We start from the raw sequence: 20,017 nt of genomic DNA, 5'->3' as shown, positions 1-20,017 counted from the left end.
GCCGATGAGGACCGATCGCCGACAGTTGTTCACGTTCGAACGGAACGGGCTGGTCACCGACCCGCGTGACGCTCGATCCGGGGGCGAACGGCTGCTTGTCGGCGACCGAGGTCAGTGGCCTCCGGACACCGCTCTACGATCGCCGCCATGGCCGAGTTCATCTACACCATGAAAAAGGTGCGCAAGGCGCACGGTGACAAGGTCATCCTCGATGACGTCACGATCATGTTCTACCCCGGCGCGAAGATCGGTGTGGTCGGTCCCAACGGCGCCGGCAAGTCGAGCGTGCTCAAGATCATGGCGGGGTTGGACACACCTGGCAACGGTGAGGCCTACCTGTCCCCCGGTTACACCGTGGGCATCCTCCAGCAGGAGCCGCCGCTCAACGAGGAGAAGACCGTTCTCGGCAACGTCCAGGAGGGCCTGGGCGAGATCAAGGTGAAGCTCGACCGCTTCAACGAGATCGCCGAGCTGATGGCGACCGACTACTCCGACGAGCTGATGGAGGAGATGGGCAAGCTCCAGGAGGAGCTCGACCACGCGAACGCGTGGGACCTCGACTCCCAGCTGGAGCAGGCGATGGACGCCCTGCGCTGCCCGCCGCCGGACGCCGACGTCACCAAGCTCTCCGGTGGTGAGCGCCGCCGCGTCGCGCTGTGCAAGCTGCTGCTGAGCAAGCCCGACCTGCTGCTGCTCGACGAGCCCACCAACCACCTGGACGCGGAGAGCGTCCTGTGGCTGGAGCAGCACCTCGCGCAGTACCCCGGCGCGGTCCTCGCCGTCACCCACGACCGGTACTTCCTGGACAACCTGGCCGAGTGGATCCTCGAGCTCGACCGCGGCCGTGCCCACCCGTACGAGGGCAACTACTCCACCTACCTGGAGAAGAAGGCCGAGCGTCTCGCGGTCCAGGGCAAGAAGGACCAGAAGCTGCAGAAGCGCCTCAAGGACGAGCTGGAGTGGGTCCGGTCGGGTGCCAAGGCCCGCCAGGCCAAGTCCAAGGCCCGTCTGGGTCGCTACGAGGAGATGGCGGCCGAGGCGGAGAAGACCCGCAAGCTCGACTTCGAGGAGATCCAGATCCCGCCGGGCCCGCGTCTGGGCAACGTCGTGGTCGAGGTCGACAACCTGAAGAAGGGCTTCGGCGACCGCGTGCTGATCGACGGCCTGTCGTTCTCGTTGCCGCGCAACGGCATCGTGGGCGTCATCGGCCCGAACGGCGTCGGCAAGACCACGCTGTTCAAGACCATCGTGGGTCTCGAGCAGCCGGACGCAGGCACCGTCAAGATCGGTGAGACGGTCAAGCTCTCGTACGTCGACCAGAACCGCGCGGGCATCGACCCGAAGAAGAACGTGTGGGAGGTCGTGTCCGACGGGCTCGACTACATCCACGTCGGCAACGTCGAGATGCCGTCCCGCGCGTACGTCAGCGCGTTCGGCTTCAAGGGCCCGGACCAGCAGAAGCCCTCCGGCGTGCTGTCCGGTGGTGAGCGCAACCGCCTCAACCTCGCGCTCACGCTCAAGCAGGGTGGAAACCTGATCCTGCTGGACGAGCCGACGAACGACCTCGACGTCGAGACCCTGGGCTCGCTGGAGAACGCTCTCGAGCAGTTCCCCGGCTGCGCCGTCGTGATCTCCCACGACCGGTGGTTCCTCGACCGCGTCGCCACGCACATCCTCGCGTGGGAGGGCACGGACGAGAACCCGTCGCAGTGGTACTGGTTCGAGGGCAACTTCGAAGGTTACGAGAAGAACAAGATCGAGCGTCTGGGTGCCGAAGCGGCCCGTCCGCACCGTGTTACGTACCGCAAGCTGACACGGGACTGAGAGGGCAACGGCGACGTCGTGGCGGCGAGGGGCGAGACGCAGGCGAACGTCGAGGTGAGCACGCTGGTCGTGCCCGCCTGGCGGCTGCGTTGGCGGGCACCGGAGCTCGCTCTGGTGCTGGGTGAGCGCGCACTCGCGCTCGCCTCCGCCCGTCACGACGAAGCCGACCGACTCCGCGCCGAGTCGCTGGTGGTCTTCGCCGGCAACCGCGTGGGCCGCGGTGTCCGCATCGCCGACAGGGCGATCGACGCGTTGAAGGCGGCCGAGGCCGCCGGTGAACACGAGACCGCGTGGCTGCTGCGGGTCGAGCTCGCGGCGTGCGCGCGGTCCGTGGGCGCACCGCTGACGGGCTTCGCCGCGGTGACGCCCGTGCTGGAAGCGCCGGACGTGCCCGCGGAACTGCGGGCGTCGGCTCTGGTGCAGGCCAGCGAATGCCTCGTCACGGTCGGCCGCGGCGACGAACCCACGCGGGCGCTCGCGGAGGCCGACCAGCTCTACGTCGCCGACAAGTCGCTCGACGACGACACCCGCCTGTTGCTGCGCGGCCTGATCCGCGCGGTGCAGGCAGCCCAGCACCGCCGGTGGGGCGACATCGCCGCCGCCATCGGTGCCGCCCGCGAAGGCCTCGACCTGCTCGCCAGGTTCACCGACCCGTTGGCGGACAGCGGCCAGGGCATGGGCCGCCTCACGCTCGAGCTGGCACTCGCGCTGATGGACGCGAACCGCCTGCTCGACGCGAGCGAGGTCGGCTCCCCGATGCTCGACCGCCCGGTGCGCGCGCCGTCGGCGTCCACGACGGGCTGGCTCCGGCTGGCTCTCGCGACCCGCGTCCACCTGCCCGCCGGCCGGGTGGCCGTGGCCCGCGAGATGCTCAGCGAGGCCGCCGCGAGCGCCGAACGCCACCAGCTCGACACGCTGCTCGCCGAAAGCCTGCTCGCGCTGGCCCACGTGCACGAGGTGTCCGGCGAACTGGCCGAAGCGCTCACGAACCTGCGCGCCGCCCACGCCGCCGAACGCCGTCGCGCCCGCGCCGTCTACGCGGTGCGCGCACGCCTCGCCGCCGAGTTCTCCGGCGTCCACCGCCAGCCGGCCGACCTGCACCAGCAACTGGCGAGCCTGCTCCGCCCGTTCGACGGCATGCAGATGGTCACCGACGGCGTGCTGTCCGCCGCCCTGAAACAACAGCTCCGCCAGTGGCGCCCGGTCCAGGTCCGCAAGGGCGACGGCCTGAAGGTCAAGCGCGTCCGCAGAGCTGCCGAAGACATGACCGTGGAGGGTTTGTCCGCGGCACGCCAGCACGCCGCCGACCGGTGGCGCATGGTCCAGCCGTTCGGCGAACCCGACGACAAGACACCGGACCCAGTGGAACCCCAGCCTCCAGCAGCACCCTCGTCCGACCGCACAGTCCCGGCCTCGGGCCTGATCGCCTCGGCAGGCGCCATGGTCAGCGGCCGCCGCCGCGCCGCCCGAGTGGCCGCGGGCGAGATCGAGGACGACCAGCCCACACCACCATCACCACCGTCACCGGCCGCAGCAACCCCGGCCGAAACCCCTGCGCTGTCCCCGGAACAGGAACGCAAGCGCAAGGTCGAGCAACAGCTCATGGAGCTGCAGCGCGAGGCCCGCCGCCAGATCGAGGCGGAGCGCCAGGCCCGCGCCGAACAACGAGCCGCGGCCGAACGCGAGGCAGCCGAGGAAGCGGCCCGCCAAGCCGCGGCCCGCGAGGAGGCCGCGCGCCAGGAGTCGGCGCGCCAGGAAGCCGCGAGAGAAGCGGCCAGGGAAGCCGCTGCCCGCGAAGAGGCCACCAGAGCCCAGCCGGAAAGCGTGATGGACATGCTCAAGGCCCAGGGACTGCGAGCAGGCGGCCGCCGCCGGGCCCCGGACACCGACGAGGAACCAGCCACCCCGTCCTGGCGAGTGGAACCGCCGTCCCGCTTGCGCCAGGACGACCCTGCCGAGAAGTCCCAGCCCCAGCAGGACTTCTTCGCCGGCGCCCACTCCGCGCCAGACCCCCTGGCCGGCCCGAACTACTACGCCGACCCGGACACGCCGTCCCGCTCGAACCTCGCCGCGGCCTTCTCCCGCCCGCCGGCGGCCCCGGACTTCGGCCCCCACCTGGACGACCCGGCCCCGGCCTACCCGCCGCACACCCCGGCCGCAGGCTTCCCGGCGACGCCGTCCGACCAGAACGAGCGCAACCTCCCCAACCGCGACTACAGCGCCTTCGACTTCAGCACCCCGCAGTGGTCGACGGCGTCGGTCCCGTCCCCGGACCCGGCCGAACCGCCGAACCCCACCCAGCCCCCGGACCCGGAGCGCAAGCCGCTGCCGCCACTCCCGGACCCGATCCCGCCGGTGCCCACCCCCGACGAGATCCCGCAACCGCCAGAGCCGGACCTGCTCTCGAGCACGTTCCTGAGCCCGGCGGACGTGGAGCCGGAGGACGACACCTCGAACCTCCCCACCACCCCGATCCGCGCCACGCCGGACCAGCCCACCTACGGCGCCCAGCCAGACGCCGACACCGAGCGCGGCTTCGGCGCCGTGCCGGCCTCGGGCACGGGATTTCGCGCGGAGCCCGAGCACAGCTTCGGCACCCAGCCCGGCGCCCAGTCGAGCTTCGGTACGCAAACGAGCTTCGGCACGCAGCCGACCTTCGGGACCCAGACCTTCGGCACCCAGACGACGTTCGGCACCCAAACGAGTTTCGGCACGCAGCCGGGCTTCGGCCCCCAACCCGACCCGGCGCCCTCAGATGGCGCACCGGCCCAGCCGGACGCGTCCACCCAGGCCGGCCCAGCGGATGCCGCACCCGACCTGCCACACCAGCCAGATCCGGCAGCGTGGGCCAACTTCGACATCGCGCCCGACTACGACGCGAGCGCCAACCTGGTGATGTTGACGGGCCCGGCCACCACATCCGACTCCGGCACCAAAACGGGCCGTGCCGCAGACGTGGGCCAGTCCACCCCGTCGGACGACGACCCGGCCTTGGGTTCTGGCCCGCGCACCGGGTTCGACCAGGGCTCGGCCATGGGTGCTGGGTTCGATCGGGCTGCGTCCTCAGGTTCTGACACGAGCGCCGGGTTCGACCCTGCAGTGTCGACTGGGCCCGCCACGGATGTCGGGTTCGGTTCGGCCGCATCTGCCGGTTCGTCTGCGGGTGCCGGTTTTGATTCGGCGGCGTCTTCCGAGGCTGCGGGCGCCGCCGGCTTCGGCTCGGCCACCGAGTCCGACTCATCCCCGCAGTACGACTTCTTCGCCACGGAGTCCCCGCCGGACACCGCTCAACCCTCCGCCACCGAGACTGGGCTCGGCGAGGCGACGGCCGAGTCCACGCCGACCGGCAGCGACCAGCCCACCGAGGAGAAGAGCGAGACCGGCGCACGAACAGGCCGCCCGAGCAGCCGCCGCAAGCCCAGCGACCTGAGCCTTGCCGACCTCCTCGCGGAGGCGCTCGTCGCGTACGAGACCGGTCGCCGCTCCGACGAGGAGCAGCTGCAGGCCTCCGACGTGGTCGCGCCGGAGTGGTCCGGCGGAGGCGAGCGGTCCGAGGTGTCCGACCAGTCCTACCTGGCGCAGCCGCCCGCCGAAGCAGAGCGGCCGTCCGAAGCAGAGCGGCCGCCCAGCACGGACTCGCTCTTCAGCCCAGGTCAGTCGGCGGGGGCCGGCGGGGGTGGCGAGTCCCTGTACCAGCCGGGGCAGTCGTTCGGCGCGCAGCAACCCGCTGCCGACGACGCGCTGTTCCGGACCGGGCTGTCGTTCGGCTCCCCGGAACCGGCGCCGCAACAGAGTCCGGAGACGCAGCAGGGTCCGGAGCCGCGGTCCTACTTCTTCCCGGAGCAGCCGTCCGCGGAGTCCGAGGAGGAGAAGACCGGCCCGATCGTCCCCGTGGGCGCCACGCCGGACAACGAGACGACCGGTCCGATCCGTCCTGTTCGGCCGGACGGTCCGGCGGGCTGGACCTTGCCCGGCACGTGAGCGGATCCTGGCACGTGGCGGGATCCGCATCCCGACGGCAGATTTCCGAAATGTGTTGGCGTGAACCCGCGCCCGAGTGGGAACGGCAGGGCGGACACCGCCCTGCCGGACCCGGCGGGGTGCACGCGGAGTGCCCGGGCTCGCCCGCTGGTCGGGTGGCCTGGCACGGCCGGGCGTGTGACTTTTGCGGTTCGGCGGTCAGGACGACACCGCCGGGCCCTTGATCCCGAGAATCGGCGTGGGCCTGCGCGACACGGGTGGGTCCACGATGCGGAATGCGTTGTCGCCACTGATGATGTGACTCGATTCAGCCCACGATTCAGTGGTCCGTCAGTGCCCCTCCCGTTGCCGGTGACGGCCGCCACCCCATCTAGGGTGGGGTTGGACCCGGCACACAGAGGTGCCGGATAGCGTGGAGTCGCCTGAAGATGACCTCGACTGGAGCCCCGACCCGAACCGACGACGCCTCCGCGGTAGCTGCCGCGGGTGGTGGGAGTCGACCGGCCAGTCCTGAACAGGTCCGTGACGAGTTGATCGAACGGGCCGCCGCCAATGCCCCCGAGCTCGCTGATCTGATCCGCCTCTTCTACCGGCACGTGCCCGCCGAGGAAGTCAACGACGACGACCCGGTGGACCTGGTCGGAGCGGTGCGGTCGAACTACCAGCTCGCCGAGAGCCGCATTCCCGGACGCGCCGCGGTGCGCATCCTGAACCCGACACGGTCCGCCGACGGCTGGCAGTGTCCGGTCACCGTGGTGCAGGTCGTGACGGACGACATGCCCTACCTCGTGGACTCGGTCGCGTCCGAGCTGACGCGGGCCGGTGTGCAGGTGCAGCGTGTTGTGCACCCCATCGTCGTCGTGCGCCGCGACCCGGTGACCGGTGAGCGTCTCGAGGTGCTGCCGACCGCCGATCCGGCCGACCCGCCCGCCGACGCGCTGGCCGAGTCGTGGATGAACATCGAGGTCGACCTCATCACGGACCCCGATCGGGCGCGTGAGCTGGAGACCCGGCTGCTGGCGGTGCTGACCGACGTCCGCGAGGTCGTCGAGGACACCGATCGGATGATCACCACGGCGACGCAGCTCGCCGAGGAACTGGAGAAGGACTCGTCCGAGGCCACCACGGACGCCGCGAAGCTGCTCAGGTGGCTCGCGGACGGGCACTTCACGTTCATGGGCTACCGGCAGTACGAGCTGGTGCAGGACGACGGTGAACCGGCTCTCCGCGCCGTGCTCGCGAGCGGGCTCGGTGTGCTGCGGCAGGACAGCCTCGCGGCGCGCAGCCTCACCGCCGGGCCGGACAACGGCGCGCAGGCGCTCAGCCCCGAGCTGCTGGTGCTGACGCAGGCGAGCGCGCAGAGCACCGTGCACCGCAGCGTCTACCCCTACTACGTGGGCGTGAAGACGTTCGACGCGCGAGGCAACGTCTCCGGTGAGCACCGGTTCCTCGGTGTCTTCAGCACCACTGCGCTGCATGAGGACGTGCTCGACATCCCGGTGATCGAGCGCCGGGTGCGCGACGTGATCCACCGGGCCGGCTTCCCGCTGCAGTCCTACTCGGGGCAGCGGATGCTCGAGGTGATCCAGAACTACCCGCGCACCGAGCTGTTCTCGGTGGACGCCGACACGCTCTACCAGACGACGACGGGCGTCATCGCGCTCGCGGAACGGCGGCGGCTGCGGCTGTTCCTGCGCCGCGACCCGTACGGCCGTTTCTTCTCGTGCCTGGTCTACCTGCCGCGCGACCGCTACACGACGACGAGCCGCCTCGCGATGCAGGAGGTGCTGCTCGCCGAGCTCGGTGGCCTGAACCTCGAGTACAGCGCGCGCATAGGAGAGTCCGCTCTCGCCCGCGTGCACTTCATGGTGCACACGGACCCGGCCCGCGTGCTGGAGCCGGACACCCAGGCGATCCAGACCAAACTCGCCGAGGCCATCCGCAGCTGGGACGACCGCATGGTCGAGGCCGTCGTCGGCGACGACGGTGTCGGCGCCGAGTCGGCCACCGAGCAGGGGCAGCGGTACGCCGCGGTGTTCCCGGAGGCCTACAAGGAGGACTTCCCGGCGACCACGGGTCTCGAGGACTACCGGCGCATCGAGGCGCTCGCCGAGGGCGACCTCGACATGGTGTTCTACGTGCCGGAGGACGCCGAGCCGGGGGAGCGGCGCTTCAAGCTGTTCGTGACCGGTGAGGGCATCACCCTGTCCGACGTGCTGCCGATGCTGCAGCGCATGGGCGTGATCGTCGTCGACGAGCGGCCGTACGAGATCGCCCGCGAAGACGGCGTGCAGTGCTGGATCTACGACTTCGGCCTGCGCATCGACGCCGCGGCGCTCGCGCAGCTGTCCGAGGCCGACCTCGACAACGTGCGCGTGCGGTTCCAGGACGCGTTCGCCGCCGTCTGGCGCGGTGAGGCCGAGGTCGACAGGTTCAACTCGCTGGTGCTGCAGGCGGGGCTCACCTGGCAGCAGGCCGCGATGCTGCGCGCGTACGCGAAGTACCTGCGCCAGGCGGGGACGCCGTACTCGCAGGACTACATCGAGGACGCGGTGCTCGGTCACACGAGCGTGGCGATCGCGCTGGTCGCGTTGTTCGAGGCGCGGTTCGACCCGCGTCTGGACGAGGCCACGCGCGCCGACCGCACCGACACCATGGTCACCGAGATCGGCAAGCTGATCGACGACGTGACGAGCCTCGACGCGGACCGCATCCTGCGCAGCCTGCTCACGCTGATCAACGCCACGCTGCGGACGAACTACTTCTTCCGCGACGCGGAGGGCAATGCGCGCCCGTACCTGTCGGTCAAGCTCGACCCGCAGGCGATCCCGGACCTCCCACTGCCGCGGCCGAAGTTCGAGATCTTCGTGTACTCGCCGCGGGTCGAGGGCGTGCACCTGCGCTTCGGCAGCGTCGCGCGCGGTGGCCTGCGCTGGTCCGACCGTCGCGAGGACTTCCGCACGGAGATCCTCGGCCTGGTCAAGGCGCAGGCGGTCAAGAACGCGGTGATCGTGCCGGTCGGCGCGAAGGGCGGCTTCGTCGTGAAGCGCCCGGTCCCGGCGACGGGCGACCCCGGCATCGACCGCGAGAACTTCATGTCCGAGGGCATCGCCTGCTACAAGATGTTCATCTCGGGCCTGCTCGACCTCACCGACAACCTGATCAACAACGAGGTCGTGCCCGCGCCGCAGGTCGTGCGCTACGACGGCGACGACACGTACCTGGTCGTGGCCGCGGACAAGGGCACCGCGACGTTCTCCGACATCGCCAACGGCGTGAGCCAGAGCTACGGCTTCTGGCTGGGCGACGCGTTCGCCTCCGGTGGCTCGATCGGCTACGACCACAAGGCCATGGGCATCACGGCCAAGGGCGCGTGGGAGAGCGTGAAGCGCTCGTTCCGCGAGCTCGGCGTGGACACGCAGACCGAGGAGTTCACCGTCGTCGGCATCGGCGACATGTCCGGTGACGTGTTCGGCAACGGCATGATGCTGTCCGAGCACATCCGGCTCGTGGCCGCGTTCGACCACCGGCACATCTTCATCGACCCGAACCCGGTCGCGGCGACGTCGTTCGCCGAGCGCGTGCGGCTGTTCAACGTGCCGCGCTCGTCGTGGGACGACTACGACCGCTCGCTGATCAGCGAGGGCGGCGGCATCTTCCCGCTCACGGCGAAGTCGATCCCGATCTCCGAGCAGGCCCGCGTGGCGCTGGGACTGCCGGAGGGAGTGGAGAAGCTGTCCCCGCCGGAGCTGAAGAAGGCCATCCTGCTCGCGCCGGTCGACCTGCTGTGGAACGGCGGCATCGGCACGTACGTCAAGGCCTCGACCGAGTCGCACGCCGACGTCGGCGACAAGGCCAACGACGCGATCCGCGTCAACGGCGCCGACCTGCGGGTCAAGGTCGTCGGCGAGGGCGGCAACCTGGGCCTCACCCAGCGCGGCCGCATCGAGTTCGCGCGCGCCGGCGGCAAGGTCAACACCGACGCGCTCGACAACTCCGCGGGTGTCGACTGCTCCGACCACGAGGTCAACATCAAGATCCTGCTGGACCACCTGGTCCGGGAGGGTTCGCTGGAGCAGCAGCAGCGCAACGAGGTCCTCGGCGAGATGACCGACGAGGTCGGCGAGCTCGTGCTGGCGGACAACTACTCGCAGAACAACGTCCTCGGCGTCAGCCGGGCGCACGCCGCTCCGATGCTGTCGGTGCACGCGCGCCTCACGGCCGACCTGGAGGAGCGTGGCGCGCTCGACCGCCAGCTGGAGGCGTTGCCGAGCGTCGCGGAGTTCAAGGCGCTGGAGAAGAGCGGCCAGGGCCTCACCTCGCCGGAGCTCGCCACGCTGCTCGCGTTCACCAAGCTCACGCTGAAGGAAGAGCTGCTCGCGAGCGACATCCCGACGATCGACACGTTCAAGAACAAGCTGCCGGACTACTTCCCGACGCTGCTGCGCGAGCGGTTCGGCGCGGCGATCCCGAACCACCCGCTGGCCAAGCAGATCATCACCACGGTGGTCGTGAACGAGGTCGTCGACGGCGGTGGCATCTCCTACGCGTTCCGCCTGGCCGAGGAGATGAGCGCGTCGGCGACCGACGCGGTCCGCTCCTACGCCGTGGTCACCGAGGTCTTCGACCTGCCGACGATCTGGCGCGAGATCCAGGCGCTCGACAACGTGGTGGCGACCCACGTCCAGGACAACATGGTCCTGGAGACCCGTCGTCTGCTGGACCGCGCGTCGCGCTGGCTGCTCTCGAACCGCCCGCAGCCGCTGGCGGTGGGCTCGACGATCAACCGCTTCCGCGGCGTCGTCGAGGAGCTCAGCCCCTTCGCCCTGGACCTGTTGCAGGGCAAGGAGTACGACGTGGTCGCCGGCAAGGCGGACAGGTACGTCGAACAGGGTGTCCCGGCGGAGCTGGCCCGCAAGGTCGCGGCGCTGCTCTACATGTACGGCCTGCTCGACGTCACCGAGATCGCCGAGCTGGCCGAGCGCGAGATCGGCCCGGCCGGTGGCATGGGCCCGGAGCGTTCGCACCGGGAGACCGCCGAGCTGTACTTCGCGCTGTCCGACCACCTCGACATCGACCACATGCTGGACTCGGTGACGAGCCTGGAGCGCGGCAACCGCTGGCACGCCCTCGCCCGCCTGGCGTTGCGCGACGACTTCTACTCGTCGTTGCGGGCCATCACCCTCGACGTGCTGAGGGCGAGCGATCTGGGCGACACGGCCGCCGAGAAGATCGCGAAGTGGGAGCAGGCCAACGCCTCCCGCCTGGCTCGCTCGCGCGGTGCGCTGGACGAGATCAACCGGGTCCACCAGCTGGACCTCGCGACCCTGTCCGTCGCCGCCCGTCAGGTGCGGAGCATGGTCAGGTAGTGCGGAAAGAGCTGGAGCAGGTCAGACGACCTGCTCCAGCTCCGCACGCTGCGCGATCGCGTGCCGGTGCCAGTACCGCACCACCAGGAGCATGCACGCGAGAACGGCCGCCACGAGCGTGGCGGCACCGGATCCCATCCACAGCCCGAGGAGCTCCATGCCGTCGTAGGGCGTGGGGATGTCGGTGAAGAAGACGTAGCCGCACACCGAGGCGAGCACCACGGCCGCGGCGGCGACGGCGCCGATCGCGATGTTCGTCCACGCGAGCGCGCCCGGCTCGAAGACGGTGCCCTTGCCCGCCCGGTGCAGCACTCCCCACAGCGCCACCAACAGCACCTGGCCGCACGCGACGAAGACGATCGCGAACGTCACGAACGGCACCCGCACGGACTCGTAGGGCGGGAAGAACGCGACCTCGTCCGCCGCGGCTGTCGGGATCACCACGACCTGAGCGAACAGCCCCACGAGGAACGCGACGGCGAGCATGGCCTGCAGGACGATCACCAGTGAGCGGAACATAGATCGAGTATCGAGCGCTGCCTATCGACTTTCAATCGGCTGGCGTGGAGATCCTGTGAAGGTTCGCGGGCGGTAGGGTCCCTGCATGGGTGTCTTCGTCACTGGTGTGCGACCACGATGGTCGGACATGGATGCGTTCGGCCACGTCAACCACGCGAACACGGTGACGTTGCTGGAGGAGGCCCGGATCGAGCTGCTGTTCACCGAGGCGGCCCGCCACGGGGTGAAGGAGATGGCGGAGGGGATGGTCGTGGCGAAGCTCTTCGTCGACTACCTCTCGCCGATCGTGTTCACCGGCGAGGACATCGTGGTCGAGATGTCCGTGCGGGACCTGAAATCGGCGTCGTTCACGCTCGACTACCTGGTGCGCGGCAACCGCGAGGCGAACAGCCCCGTGGTCACCAAGGCGGAGACGCTCATGGTGCCCTACAACGTGACGACCGCGCGGCCGCGTCGTCTCACCGACGCCGAGCGCGATTTCCTCGCCGGGTGGCGAGCAGGGGGTAATGGTGCCTGAGCTGGTGCTGGCCGATACGGCCGAGAGAGACGACCTCGGGGCGTTCGCGGCGCGTGCGGTGCGGTTGGACGGGCAGACCGTGGTGCGGCTGCGCAACCGCAACGAAGAGCTGCTCGACGCGTGGGTCGCCACGCCGTTCGACACGCTCGCCACGCGAACCGTTGCGGGACAAGCGAATCCGGCCGACGTGACGGTGTCGGGCTCGGAGCTGCTGACGGGTCTCGCGGTGATGCGCGACGAGCGCATCGATCCGGGGCCCGCCAAGGACCTGATGTGGCGCTCGGCCCTGCCGCCCGCGGAGGGCTGGCTCATGGTCGACCGGCTGCCCGTCGAGGTCGTGTCGAAGCTCGCGGACGAAGGCGTTGCCGTGGCACGGGAGAACGTCGGCCCGCACGGCACTCCGCCCGCCTCCCTGCTGGACCAGACGGTGCTGACGGTCAGCGGGTCCGGGTTGGACGTGAAGATCCCGCTGCGGTGCCTGTTCGCCTTGTCCGGCATGGGTTTTCTCGGCGACACCGGCGACGTGCGGGTCACCGCGACCGACTCGTGGCTGCGGATCGACGCCAAGTACGGCGCGGTGGTCCGGCGCCGGCACTCGATGTTGCCGTTGATCGTCTGATTCGGAGCGGATGATCGTGGCACGATGTCGCGCGTGTCCGCCGAAACGCACGAGGAGACCGAGTACCGGGTCTCCACGCTGGAGCTCTTCTTCGACCTGGTCTTCGTCTTCACGATCACGCAGCTGACCGGGACGCTCGCCGGCGACACGTCGCCGCTGGGGTTCGCGCAGGTCGTGATCATGCTCTGCGTGATCCTGTGGATGTACTTCGGGTACGTCTGGCTCACCAACGCCGTCGCGCCGAACACCACCGTGCGGCGGTTGCTGCTCATGGGCGGCATGGGTGGGTTTCTGGTCATCGCGCTGGCGATTCCCAACGCGTTCGGTTCCGCCGGGATTGCGTTCGGCGTCGGCTACCTGATCGTGAACCTGGTGCACTCCGGGCTGTTCATCTCCGCGGGAGGACCGGGGTCGGCCGCCGCGATGGCCCGGCTGGCGCCGTTCAACCTGGGGTCGGCGGGCCTGGTGTTCGTCGGTGGGTTCCTGCCCAGCACCCCGCGGGCGGTCGCGTGGGTCGCGGCGGTGGTGCTCATGATCGTGTCGCCATACGTGAACCGGCGGCACGGCGAGTTCCGCATCAGGTCGGCGCACTTCGTGGAGCGGCACGGTCTGGTGGTCATCGTGGCGCTCGGCGAGTCGATCATCGCGATCGGCATCGGCGCGGCCGGGCTGCCGATCAACCTGCAGCTCGTCATCGCGGCGCTGCTCGGTCTCACGCTCGTCTACCAGCTCTGGTGGTGCTACTTCGGCCGTGAGCAGGACGTGCGCGCGGAGCACGCCCTCGCGACCATGTCGCAGTCCGAACGGGCGCGCGCGGCACTGTCGGCGTTCGGGTGGGCCCACGCGCCGATCCTGCTCGGCATCGTGGTGCTGGCGGTCGGCGTGAAGAAGACCATCGGGCACGCCACCGAGCACCTCTACCTCAGCGGGGCGCTGGCGTTGGGCGGCGGTGCGGCGATCTTCCTGCTGGGCGAGATCTACTTCCGCGCGCGGCTGAAGATCGGCACCAACAGGTGGCGGATCATCGCCTTGCTCGCCGCGCTGGCGACGGTACCCATCGGGCTGTGGCTGGCCATCGCGCAGGTCGCCGCGCTCGTCGTCGTTTTCGGTGCTTTGTTGGCGGTCGAGGCCAAGCTACGAGCCTGACGCCCACGCTGACGCAGGGGTACCCCCGTGCTGGGAACCCCTGCGTTTCAACGTACTCGGAGGGTCTGACAGTCCGTTCAGACCAGCCAGACCGCGGTGTCAGGAGGCAGCTGGTCGCCGTCCATCGGGCCGGACGACAGCAGCACCTGTCCGGGCGGCAGCGGCACGGACGCGCCGGACGTGTTCAGCGCGCAGATCAGCCCGCCGCCCTTGCGCCGGAACGCGAAGCAGCCCGCAGGGGCGCCGTACCACTCCAGCTCGCTGCCGGAGAAGGCCGGGTTGGACTTCCGGTGCTCCAGCGCCTCCCGGTACAGCGACAGCATCGAACCGGGGTCCTCCAGCTGGGCCTCCGCCGTGAGGTGGTCCCACTCGTTCGGCTGCGGCAGCCAGGTGTTGACGGCCGTCGAGAACCCGAACGGCGGCGTGGTGCCCTCCCACGGGATGGGCACGCGGCAGCCGTCGCGGCCGCGCTCGGTGTGGCCGGAGCGCTCCCAGGTCGGGTCCTGCAGGGCCCAGTCCGGCAGCTCCACGTTCGGCAGGCCGAGCTCTTCGCCGTTGTAGAGGTAGATGACGCCCGGCAGCGCCAGCTCGACCAGCGTCATCGCTCGGGCCCGCTGCTCGCCCAGGGCGCCGCCGCCGTAGCGGGTCACGTGGCGCACCACGTCGTGGTTCGAGAGCGTCCACGTGGCGGGGGAGCCGGTCAACGCGACCGCGCCCAGCGAGTGCTCGATGGCCGAACGGACCGCGTCGGCGTCGAAGCCCGCCTCGACCAGGCGGAAGTTGAAGCCCAGGTGCAGCTCGTCGGGGCGGACGTAGGCGGCGAAGCGCTCGTCGTCCTTCACCCAGATCTCGCCGACGGCCATGGTGCCGGGATAGCCGTCCATGACCTTGCGGATCATCCGGTGGATCTCGTGCACGCCGTCGTTGTCGAACCGCGGGTCGTGGACGTCGTCGGACAGCACGCCGGGAATCTGCGTGCGGATCTCCATGTCCGGCAGGCCCTCTGGCTTGGCCATGCCGTGCGCCACGTCGATGCGGAAGCCGTCGACACCGCGGTCCAGCCAGAAGCGCAGCGTGTGCTCCAGGTCAGCCCTGACCTCGGGGTGGTCCCAGTTCAGGTCGGGCTGCTCGGGCGCGAACAGGTGCAGGTACCACTGGCCGTCGGGCACGCGCGTCCAGGCGGGGCCGCCGAAGACGGAGACCCAGTTGTTCGGCGGCTGGGAGCCGTCGAAGCCGCGGCCCTCGCGGAAGATGTAGCGCGACCGCTCCATGCTGCCGGGGCCGGCCTGCAACGCCTCCTGGAACCATTCGTGCAGGTCGCTCGTGTGGTTCGGGACCAGGTCGACCGTCACGCGGATGTTGTGCTCGTGCGCGTCCGCCACCAGCCGGTCGAACGCGGCCAGGTCGCCGAACAGCGGGTCCACGTCGCGCGGGTCGGCCACGTCGTAGCCGTGGTCGGCCATCGGGGAGCGGTAGAACGGGGTGAGCCACAGGGCGTCGACACCGAGCAGTTCCAGGTAACCGAGTCGGGACCGGATGCCGTCGAGGTCGCCGACGCCGTCGCCGTTGGAGTCCGCGAAGGAGCGCACGTACACCTGGTAGAAGACGGCGTCACGCCACCAGAGGGACTCTTCGGCGATCTCGGGAGTGAGGTCGGAGGATCGTCGCACGGGGGGTCATCCTGCCATTCGTCGCGTTGCGAAAGGACCCGATCGGGTGATGGGCGATCAAGACCAGCTGTTCATCAGGCTGTTCGCGGCCATCTCCAGGTAGTCCCAGAGCTGCTTGCGGTGGGCCTCGTCCAGGCCGGCCTCGTCGACGGCGATCCGCATGCAGCGCAGCCACGCGTCGCGTTCGATCGGACCGATCTTGAACGGCACGTGGCGCATCCGCAGCCTCGGGTGGCCCCGGTTCTCCGAGTAGGTGTGGGGGCCGCCCCAGTACTGCATGAGGAACAGCCGGAGCCGTTCCTCCGCAGGTCCGAGGTCCTCTTCGGGATATAGGGGCAGGAGGATCTCGTCGGCCTTCACCTCTTTGTAGAAGCGCGCGACGATGCGGTGGAACGTCTCCTCGCCACCGACCTGTTCGAAGAAGCTCACCGGGTTGCCCACACACCCATCCTGACTCACGCGAGCCGTCGCGTGCAGGCCGCCCCGGTGATTGGCCGTCTCGAATGGGTGTTCGACCTCACTTGGCCGTGAAGCCCGCCTCCTCGAGAGCGGGCATGAGCTGCGCACGAAGGTTGCGCTGGACCGCCCACTGGCGGCCGGGCCGCGTTTTCACGGTCACCCGCAGCGTGATGTTGTCCGGTGTGAACTTCTCCACACCGAGCACCTCGGGCTTGGCGGTGATGTCCGACTTGACCGGTTCGGACTCGGCGACCTCCGTGACCTTGCGCTCCAGCACCTTGGTCGCCTCTGCGAGGTTCGCGCCGTAGCTCAGCGGCAGGTCGACGACCGCGACCGCGAAGCCCTGCGACGAGTTGCCGACGCGCAGGATCTCGCCGTTGCGGACGTACCAGACCGTGCCGCTGGTGTCGCGGATCGTGGTGGTGCGCAGAGCGACCGCCTCGACGGTGCCGGTGATCGACGGGCCGAGGTCGACGACGTCGCCGACGCCGTACTGGTCCTCGAGCAGCATGAACATGCCGGACAGGAAGTCCTTCACCAGGTTCTGGGCGCCGAAACCGATCGCGACGCCCAGGATGCCCGCCGAGGTCAGCACCGGTGTGATGTCGAGCGTCAGCACGATCATGATCTCCAGGAACGCGATCCCGAAGACCAGGATGGTGACGATCGACTTCAGCACCGAGCCGATCGTCTTCGCCCGCTGCTCGCGGCGCTCGGAGATCAGGTTTCCGAGCGCCTGGGGCGCACGTTCGCGCAACGGCTTGAGCAGGCCAGGCTTCTTGCCCTCCTTGGAGGGCGTGGTGATCCGGTCGATGATCTTGCGCAGCACCGCCCTCAGCACGAAGGCGGCGATCAGAATCAGGACGATCTTGATCGCGCCCGCGATGATGGCTGGCCCGTACCTCTCGAAGAACTCCACCGCCTGCGCGGTCTTGTTCGCGGCGTCATCCACGGGACTCTGCGCCAACACGTGGTCGTGCCCTCCTACAACTCCATGCCGGTGGCATTCGCGAGAAACGTCAGCTGGTCCACGGCGAGAGCGACGGTCCGGCTGACCGACCTGCCCGCGTGACCGACCTCGGTCTCGCGGCGGATCAGCACCGGGTGCTTGGTCGGATCACTTGTCGAAGCGTGCTGCAGCGCGGCGCACATCTTCCTGGCGTGGTTGGGGTCCACACGAGAATCCGACTCGAACACCGTGAACAACACGGAAGGGTACTCAACATCCGTTACCACTCGGTGATACGGAGAGTAGGAGAGCAGCCAGTCGAGTTCCTCCGGAACGCTCGCGCTGCCGTATTCGTCGGCCCACAACCGCCCGAGCAGGAAGTTCTCGTAGCGCACCATGTCGAGCAGTGGCGCTGAGCACACCACGGCCGCGTAGAGCTCCGGGCGCTGGGTGAGCGCCGCGCCGACGAGCAGGCCGCCGTTGGAGCCGCCCATGATCGCGAGCTGCTGCGGTGTGGTCCACCCGTCGGTGATCAACCGCTCGGCCGCGGCGTGGAAGTCGTCGAACACGTTCTGCTTGTTGGCGCGCATGCCGGCGACGTGCCACTCCTCGCCTTCCTCGTCGCCACCGCGCAACGACACGTGCACCCACACGCCGCCCGCTTCGACCCACGCCAGCGTGGTCGCGCTGTAGCCGGGGCCGCGGCCGATCGCGAAGCCGCCGTAGCCGGTGAGCAGCGCGGGACGGGGGAGGTCCGGCTTCTGCTCACCGCTCACGACGAACATGCGGACCGTCGTGCCGTCCTTGGACCGGTACGCGATCTGCTGCGTCGTCACGGTGGGCAGCTCGACGCGACCGGGCGCCGCTTCGTGCAGCACGGTTTCGCCGGTGGACGTGGAGAAGCGGTACACCGACTGCGGCGTCACGAAGTCCGTCCACCCGAACCACACCGTGTCCTGGTCGTGGTCGGTGGCGGCGTCCACGACGGACATGCCGTGCAGCGAACCCGTGCCCGGCAGCGGGATCTCCTGCTTGTGCGCGCCGGTCGCGGCGTCGTGCAGGTGCAGTTCGGACACCGCGTGCCGGGTGCGCAGGACGACCAGGTCGCCGTTCAGCCAGCGCACGCCGTCCAGCACGGAGTCCTGCTCCTCGCTGATCAGCTCGGTCCACTCGGTGGGGTTCGCCGGGTCGGCGACGCAGAGGCGCTGCCGGGGAGCGTTGTGGTTGGTGTGCAGGTAGAGCCTGCCGTCACGGGCGACGAAAGCCGAGCACTGCACACCGGCCTCGGTCAGGATCACCGGCTTGAGCGCGCCGTCGCCGTGCAGGTCCGCGATCCACACGGAGTCGTGCTTCATCGTGGAGGGCGCGCCGCTCACGACCAGCCAGCGGCCGTCGTGCGAGACGTTCAGCGTGTAGTAGAAGGTGTGTGCCTGGCCGTCGCCGTGGACGTTGAGGTCGGTCTCCGGATCCGTGCCGACGCGGTGGCGCCACACCCGGCGGTGGAACAGCTTCTCGTCCTCCGGCACGAGCGCCGGGTCGAGCTGGCGCACGTAGAAGAACTCCTCGCCGCCCGGCAGCCAGCCGATCGCCGAGTAACGGCACCTGTCGATCGGGCCCTCGATGAGCTCGCCCGAGTCGACGTCGACGACGTGCAGCAACGAGTGCTCGTCGCCGCCGACGGACACCTGGTACGCGAGGAGCCTGCCTTCGAGGCTGGGGGACCAGCTGTCGAGGGTGGTGCGGCCGGACGGGTCGAGGGCGCTCACGTCGAGCAGCACGCGCTCGGTGCCGTCGGTCTCGCGCACCATGACGACGGGGTGGTCCTGCTCGGGGCCGCGGCGGGTGAAGAAGGCCCTGCCGGCGCGCCAGACCGGGGTGGACACCGACCCCGTGCGCATCAGCTCCTTCAGCCGCTCGCCCAGGCGCGCACGGCCGGGCATCGCGTCCAGCCAGGACCGCGCGAGCACGTCCTGCGCCTGCGACCACGCCTCGGTGCGCGGGTCGCTCGTGTCCTCGAGCCAGCGGTACGGGTCGGCGACGTCACGACCGTGAATCTGCTCGACGAGGTTTAGCCGCTCCGCGATCGGGTAGGTGATCGTCGCAGGCAGTGGGGTGGAAGGAGCCTCTGTCACCTTGTCAAGAGTAGCGGGCGATGAAAACCACTTCCGATAGGGAGCTGGTTCACCCCAGGTTTGATCACACCTCAATGACGCGTCACTTATCACACGTGATTTTTTCCTGGTAAGTGTGGTCTCCTATGGCTGAACCGGTGGAGGTGGTCGCGTGCCAGACCGACAACCGACCCCTATCGGCGCCTCGCTTCCAGGCGAGACAGCGCCGACGGTCTCCTCATGCCGAAAACAGGCAGAGCTGCGGGCGGTGCCCGACGGGGATCGAGATGGGGGAGGTTCCGGTCAGTCGCCGGCGGTTTTCCCCTGGGGAAGACGCAAGGTCCTGCTGCTGAACGCCACGTTCGAGCCGCTCACGGCGTTGTCACTGCGCCGGGCGGTCGTGCTGGTGGTGTGCGGCAAAGCCGAGGTCGTGCACGGGGACGCCTCCGGGCTCGTGCTGCACTCGTCGAAGTCCGAGGTGCTCGTGCCGTCCGTGATCCGGCTGAGCACCTACGTCCGGGTTCCTTATCGCGGTCGTGTGCCGATGACCCGTGCCGGGCTCATGCACCGCGACCGGTACCGCTGCGCCTACTGCGGCGGGCGGGCCGAGACGATCGACCACGTCGTGCCGCGCTCGCGTGGCGGACCTCACACCTGGACCAACTGCGTCGCCTGCTGTGCGAAGTGCAACCACCGCAAGGCGGACAAGCTGCTGTCCGAACTGGGCTGGCGGCTGCGGGTCGTGCCGGCGGCGCCGCGTGGGCCGCACTGGCGGTTGCTCGCCGGGGTGGCCGAGGCTGATCCCCAGTGGTTGCCGTACCTGGGTGAACCCGCGGCCTGATCTGCCTTCGGG

Annotated in this window: 12 protein-coding genes; 7 read left to right on the top strand and 5 right to left on the bottom strand. The window is 69.6% G+C overall.

Annotated elements, in window-relative coordinates; translation table 11 throughout:
* Positions 1 to 147: 147 nt before the first annotated feature.
* The 3 genes from ettA (at position 148) to IEZ09_RS19100 (ending at position 11,174) form a co-directional block, all read left to right on the top strand.
* Positions 148 to 1,824 carry an energy-dependent translational throttle protein EttA gene (gene ettA / locus IEZ09_RS19110; protein WP_189255082.1) on the top strand — a complete coding sequence of 559 codons (1,677 nt, stop codon included), beginning with the start codon at positions 148 to 150 and terminating at the stop codon, positions 1,822 to 1,824.
* An 18-nt stretch (positions 1,825 to 1,842) separates the two neighbouring features.
* Positions 1,843 to 5,805 (top strand): hypothetical protein, encoded by a 3,963-nt coding sequence (locus IEZ09_RS19105; protein WP_189255081.1) that lies wholly within the window; start codon positions 1,843 to 1,845, stop codon positions 5,803 to 5,805.
* A gap of 428 nt (positions 5,806 to 6,233) precedes the next feature.
* On the top strand, positions 6,234 to 11,174 hold the full coding sequence (locus tag IEZ09_RS19100; RefSeq protein ID WP_189255080.1) for an NAD-glutamate dehydrogenase: 4,941 nt from the start codon (positions 6,234 to 6,236) through the stop codon (positions 11,172 to 11,174).
* A 21-nt stretch (positions 11,175 to 11,195) separates the two neighbouring features.
* Here the strand turns inward: IEZ09_RS19100 and IEZ09_RS19095 are convergent, their stop codons facing one another.
* On the bottom strand, positions 11,196 to 11,693 hold the full coding sequence (locus tag IEZ09_RS19095) for a DUF2975 domain-containing protein (protein WP_189255079.1): 498 nt from the start codon (positions 11,691 to 11,693) through the stop codon (positions 11,196 to 11,198).
* An 85-nt stretch (positions 11,694 to 11,778) separates the two neighbouring features.
* Between IEZ09_RS19095 and IEZ09_RS19090 the strand changes: the two genes are divergently transcribed.
* From IEZ09_RS19090 to IEZ09_RS19080, 3 genes are read left to right on the top strand one after another with little or no spacing between them, the layout of a single operon-like run.
* A complete protein-coding gene (locus tag IEZ09_RS19090; protein ID WP_189255078.1) occupies positions 11,779 to 12,210 on the top strand; it encodes an acyl-CoA thioesterase in 432 nt (143 codons plus the stop codon).
* Complete coding sequence (locus IEZ09_RS19085; RefSeq protein ID WP_189255177.1) at positions 12,203 to 12,829, top strand: DUF8010 domain-containing protein; 627 nt, start codon at positions 12,203 to 12,205, stop codon at positions 12,827 to 12,829. Before IEZ09_RS19090 ends, IEZ09_RS19085 begins: the two co-directional genes overlap by 8 nt.
* A gap of 33 nt (positions 12,830 to 12,862) precedes the next feature.
* On the top strand, positions 12,863 to 13,975 hold the full coding sequence (locus IEZ09_RS19080; RefSeq protein WP_229812708.1) for a low temperature requirement protein A: 1,113 nt from the start codon (positions 12,863 to 12,865) through the stop codon (positions 13,973 to 13,975).
* Positions 13,976 to 14,052: 77 nt separating this feature from the next.
* Here the strand turns inward: IEZ09_RS19080 and IEZ09_RS19075 are convergent, their stop codons facing one another.
* The 4 genes from IEZ09_RS19075 to IEZ09_RS19060 form a co-directional block, all read right to left on the bottom strand.
* Positions 14,053 to 15,645: a glycoside hydrolase family 13 protein gene (locus tag IEZ09_RS19075; protein ID WP_189255076.1), complete on the bottom strand. Its 1,593-nt coding sequence runs from the start codon at positions 15,643 to 15,645 to the stop codon at positions 14,053 to 14,055.
* 57 nt (positions 15,646 to 15,702) lie between these two features.
* Entirely contained in the window at positions 15,703 to 16,086 is a 384-nt protein-coding gene (locus IEZ09_RS19070; RefSeq protein WP_030468201.1) for a globin, read from the bottom strand.
* 76 nt (positions 16,087 to 16,162) lie between these two features.
* Positions 16,163 to 17,023 carry a mechanosensitive ion channel family protein gene (locus tag IEZ09_RS19065; protein ID WP_229812728.1) on the bottom strand — a complete coding sequence of 287 codons (861 nt, stop codon included), beginning with the start codon at positions 17,021 to 17,023 and terminating at the stop codon, positions 16,163 to 16,165.
* Positions 17,024 to 17,088: 65 nt separating this feature from the next.
* On the bottom strand, positions 17,089 to 19,185 hold the full coding sequence (locus IEZ09_RS19060; RefSeq protein WP_189255075.1) for a prolyl oligopeptidase family serine peptidase: 2,097 nt from the start codon (positions 19,183 to 19,185) through the stop codon (positions 17,089 to 17,091).
* A 247-nt stretch (positions 19,186 to 19,432) separates the two neighbouring features.
* On the opposite strand from IEZ09_RS19060, the gene IEZ09_RS19055 reads away from it, so the two are divergent.
* A complete protein-coding gene (locus tag IEZ09_RS19055) occupies positions 19,433 to 20,005 on the top strand; it encodes an HNH endonuclease (protein WP_229812707.1) in 573 nt (190 codons plus the stop codon).
* Positions 20,006 to 20,017 lie beyond the last annotated feature (12 nt).

Origin of the sequence: Lentzea flava (assembly GCF_014648475.1) — a bacterium.
Lineage (GTDB): Bacteria > Actinomycetota > Actinomycetes > Mycobacteriales > Pseudonocardiaceae > Lentzea > Lentzea flava.
This window is presented reverse-complemented; position numbering and strand designations above follow the sequence as displayed.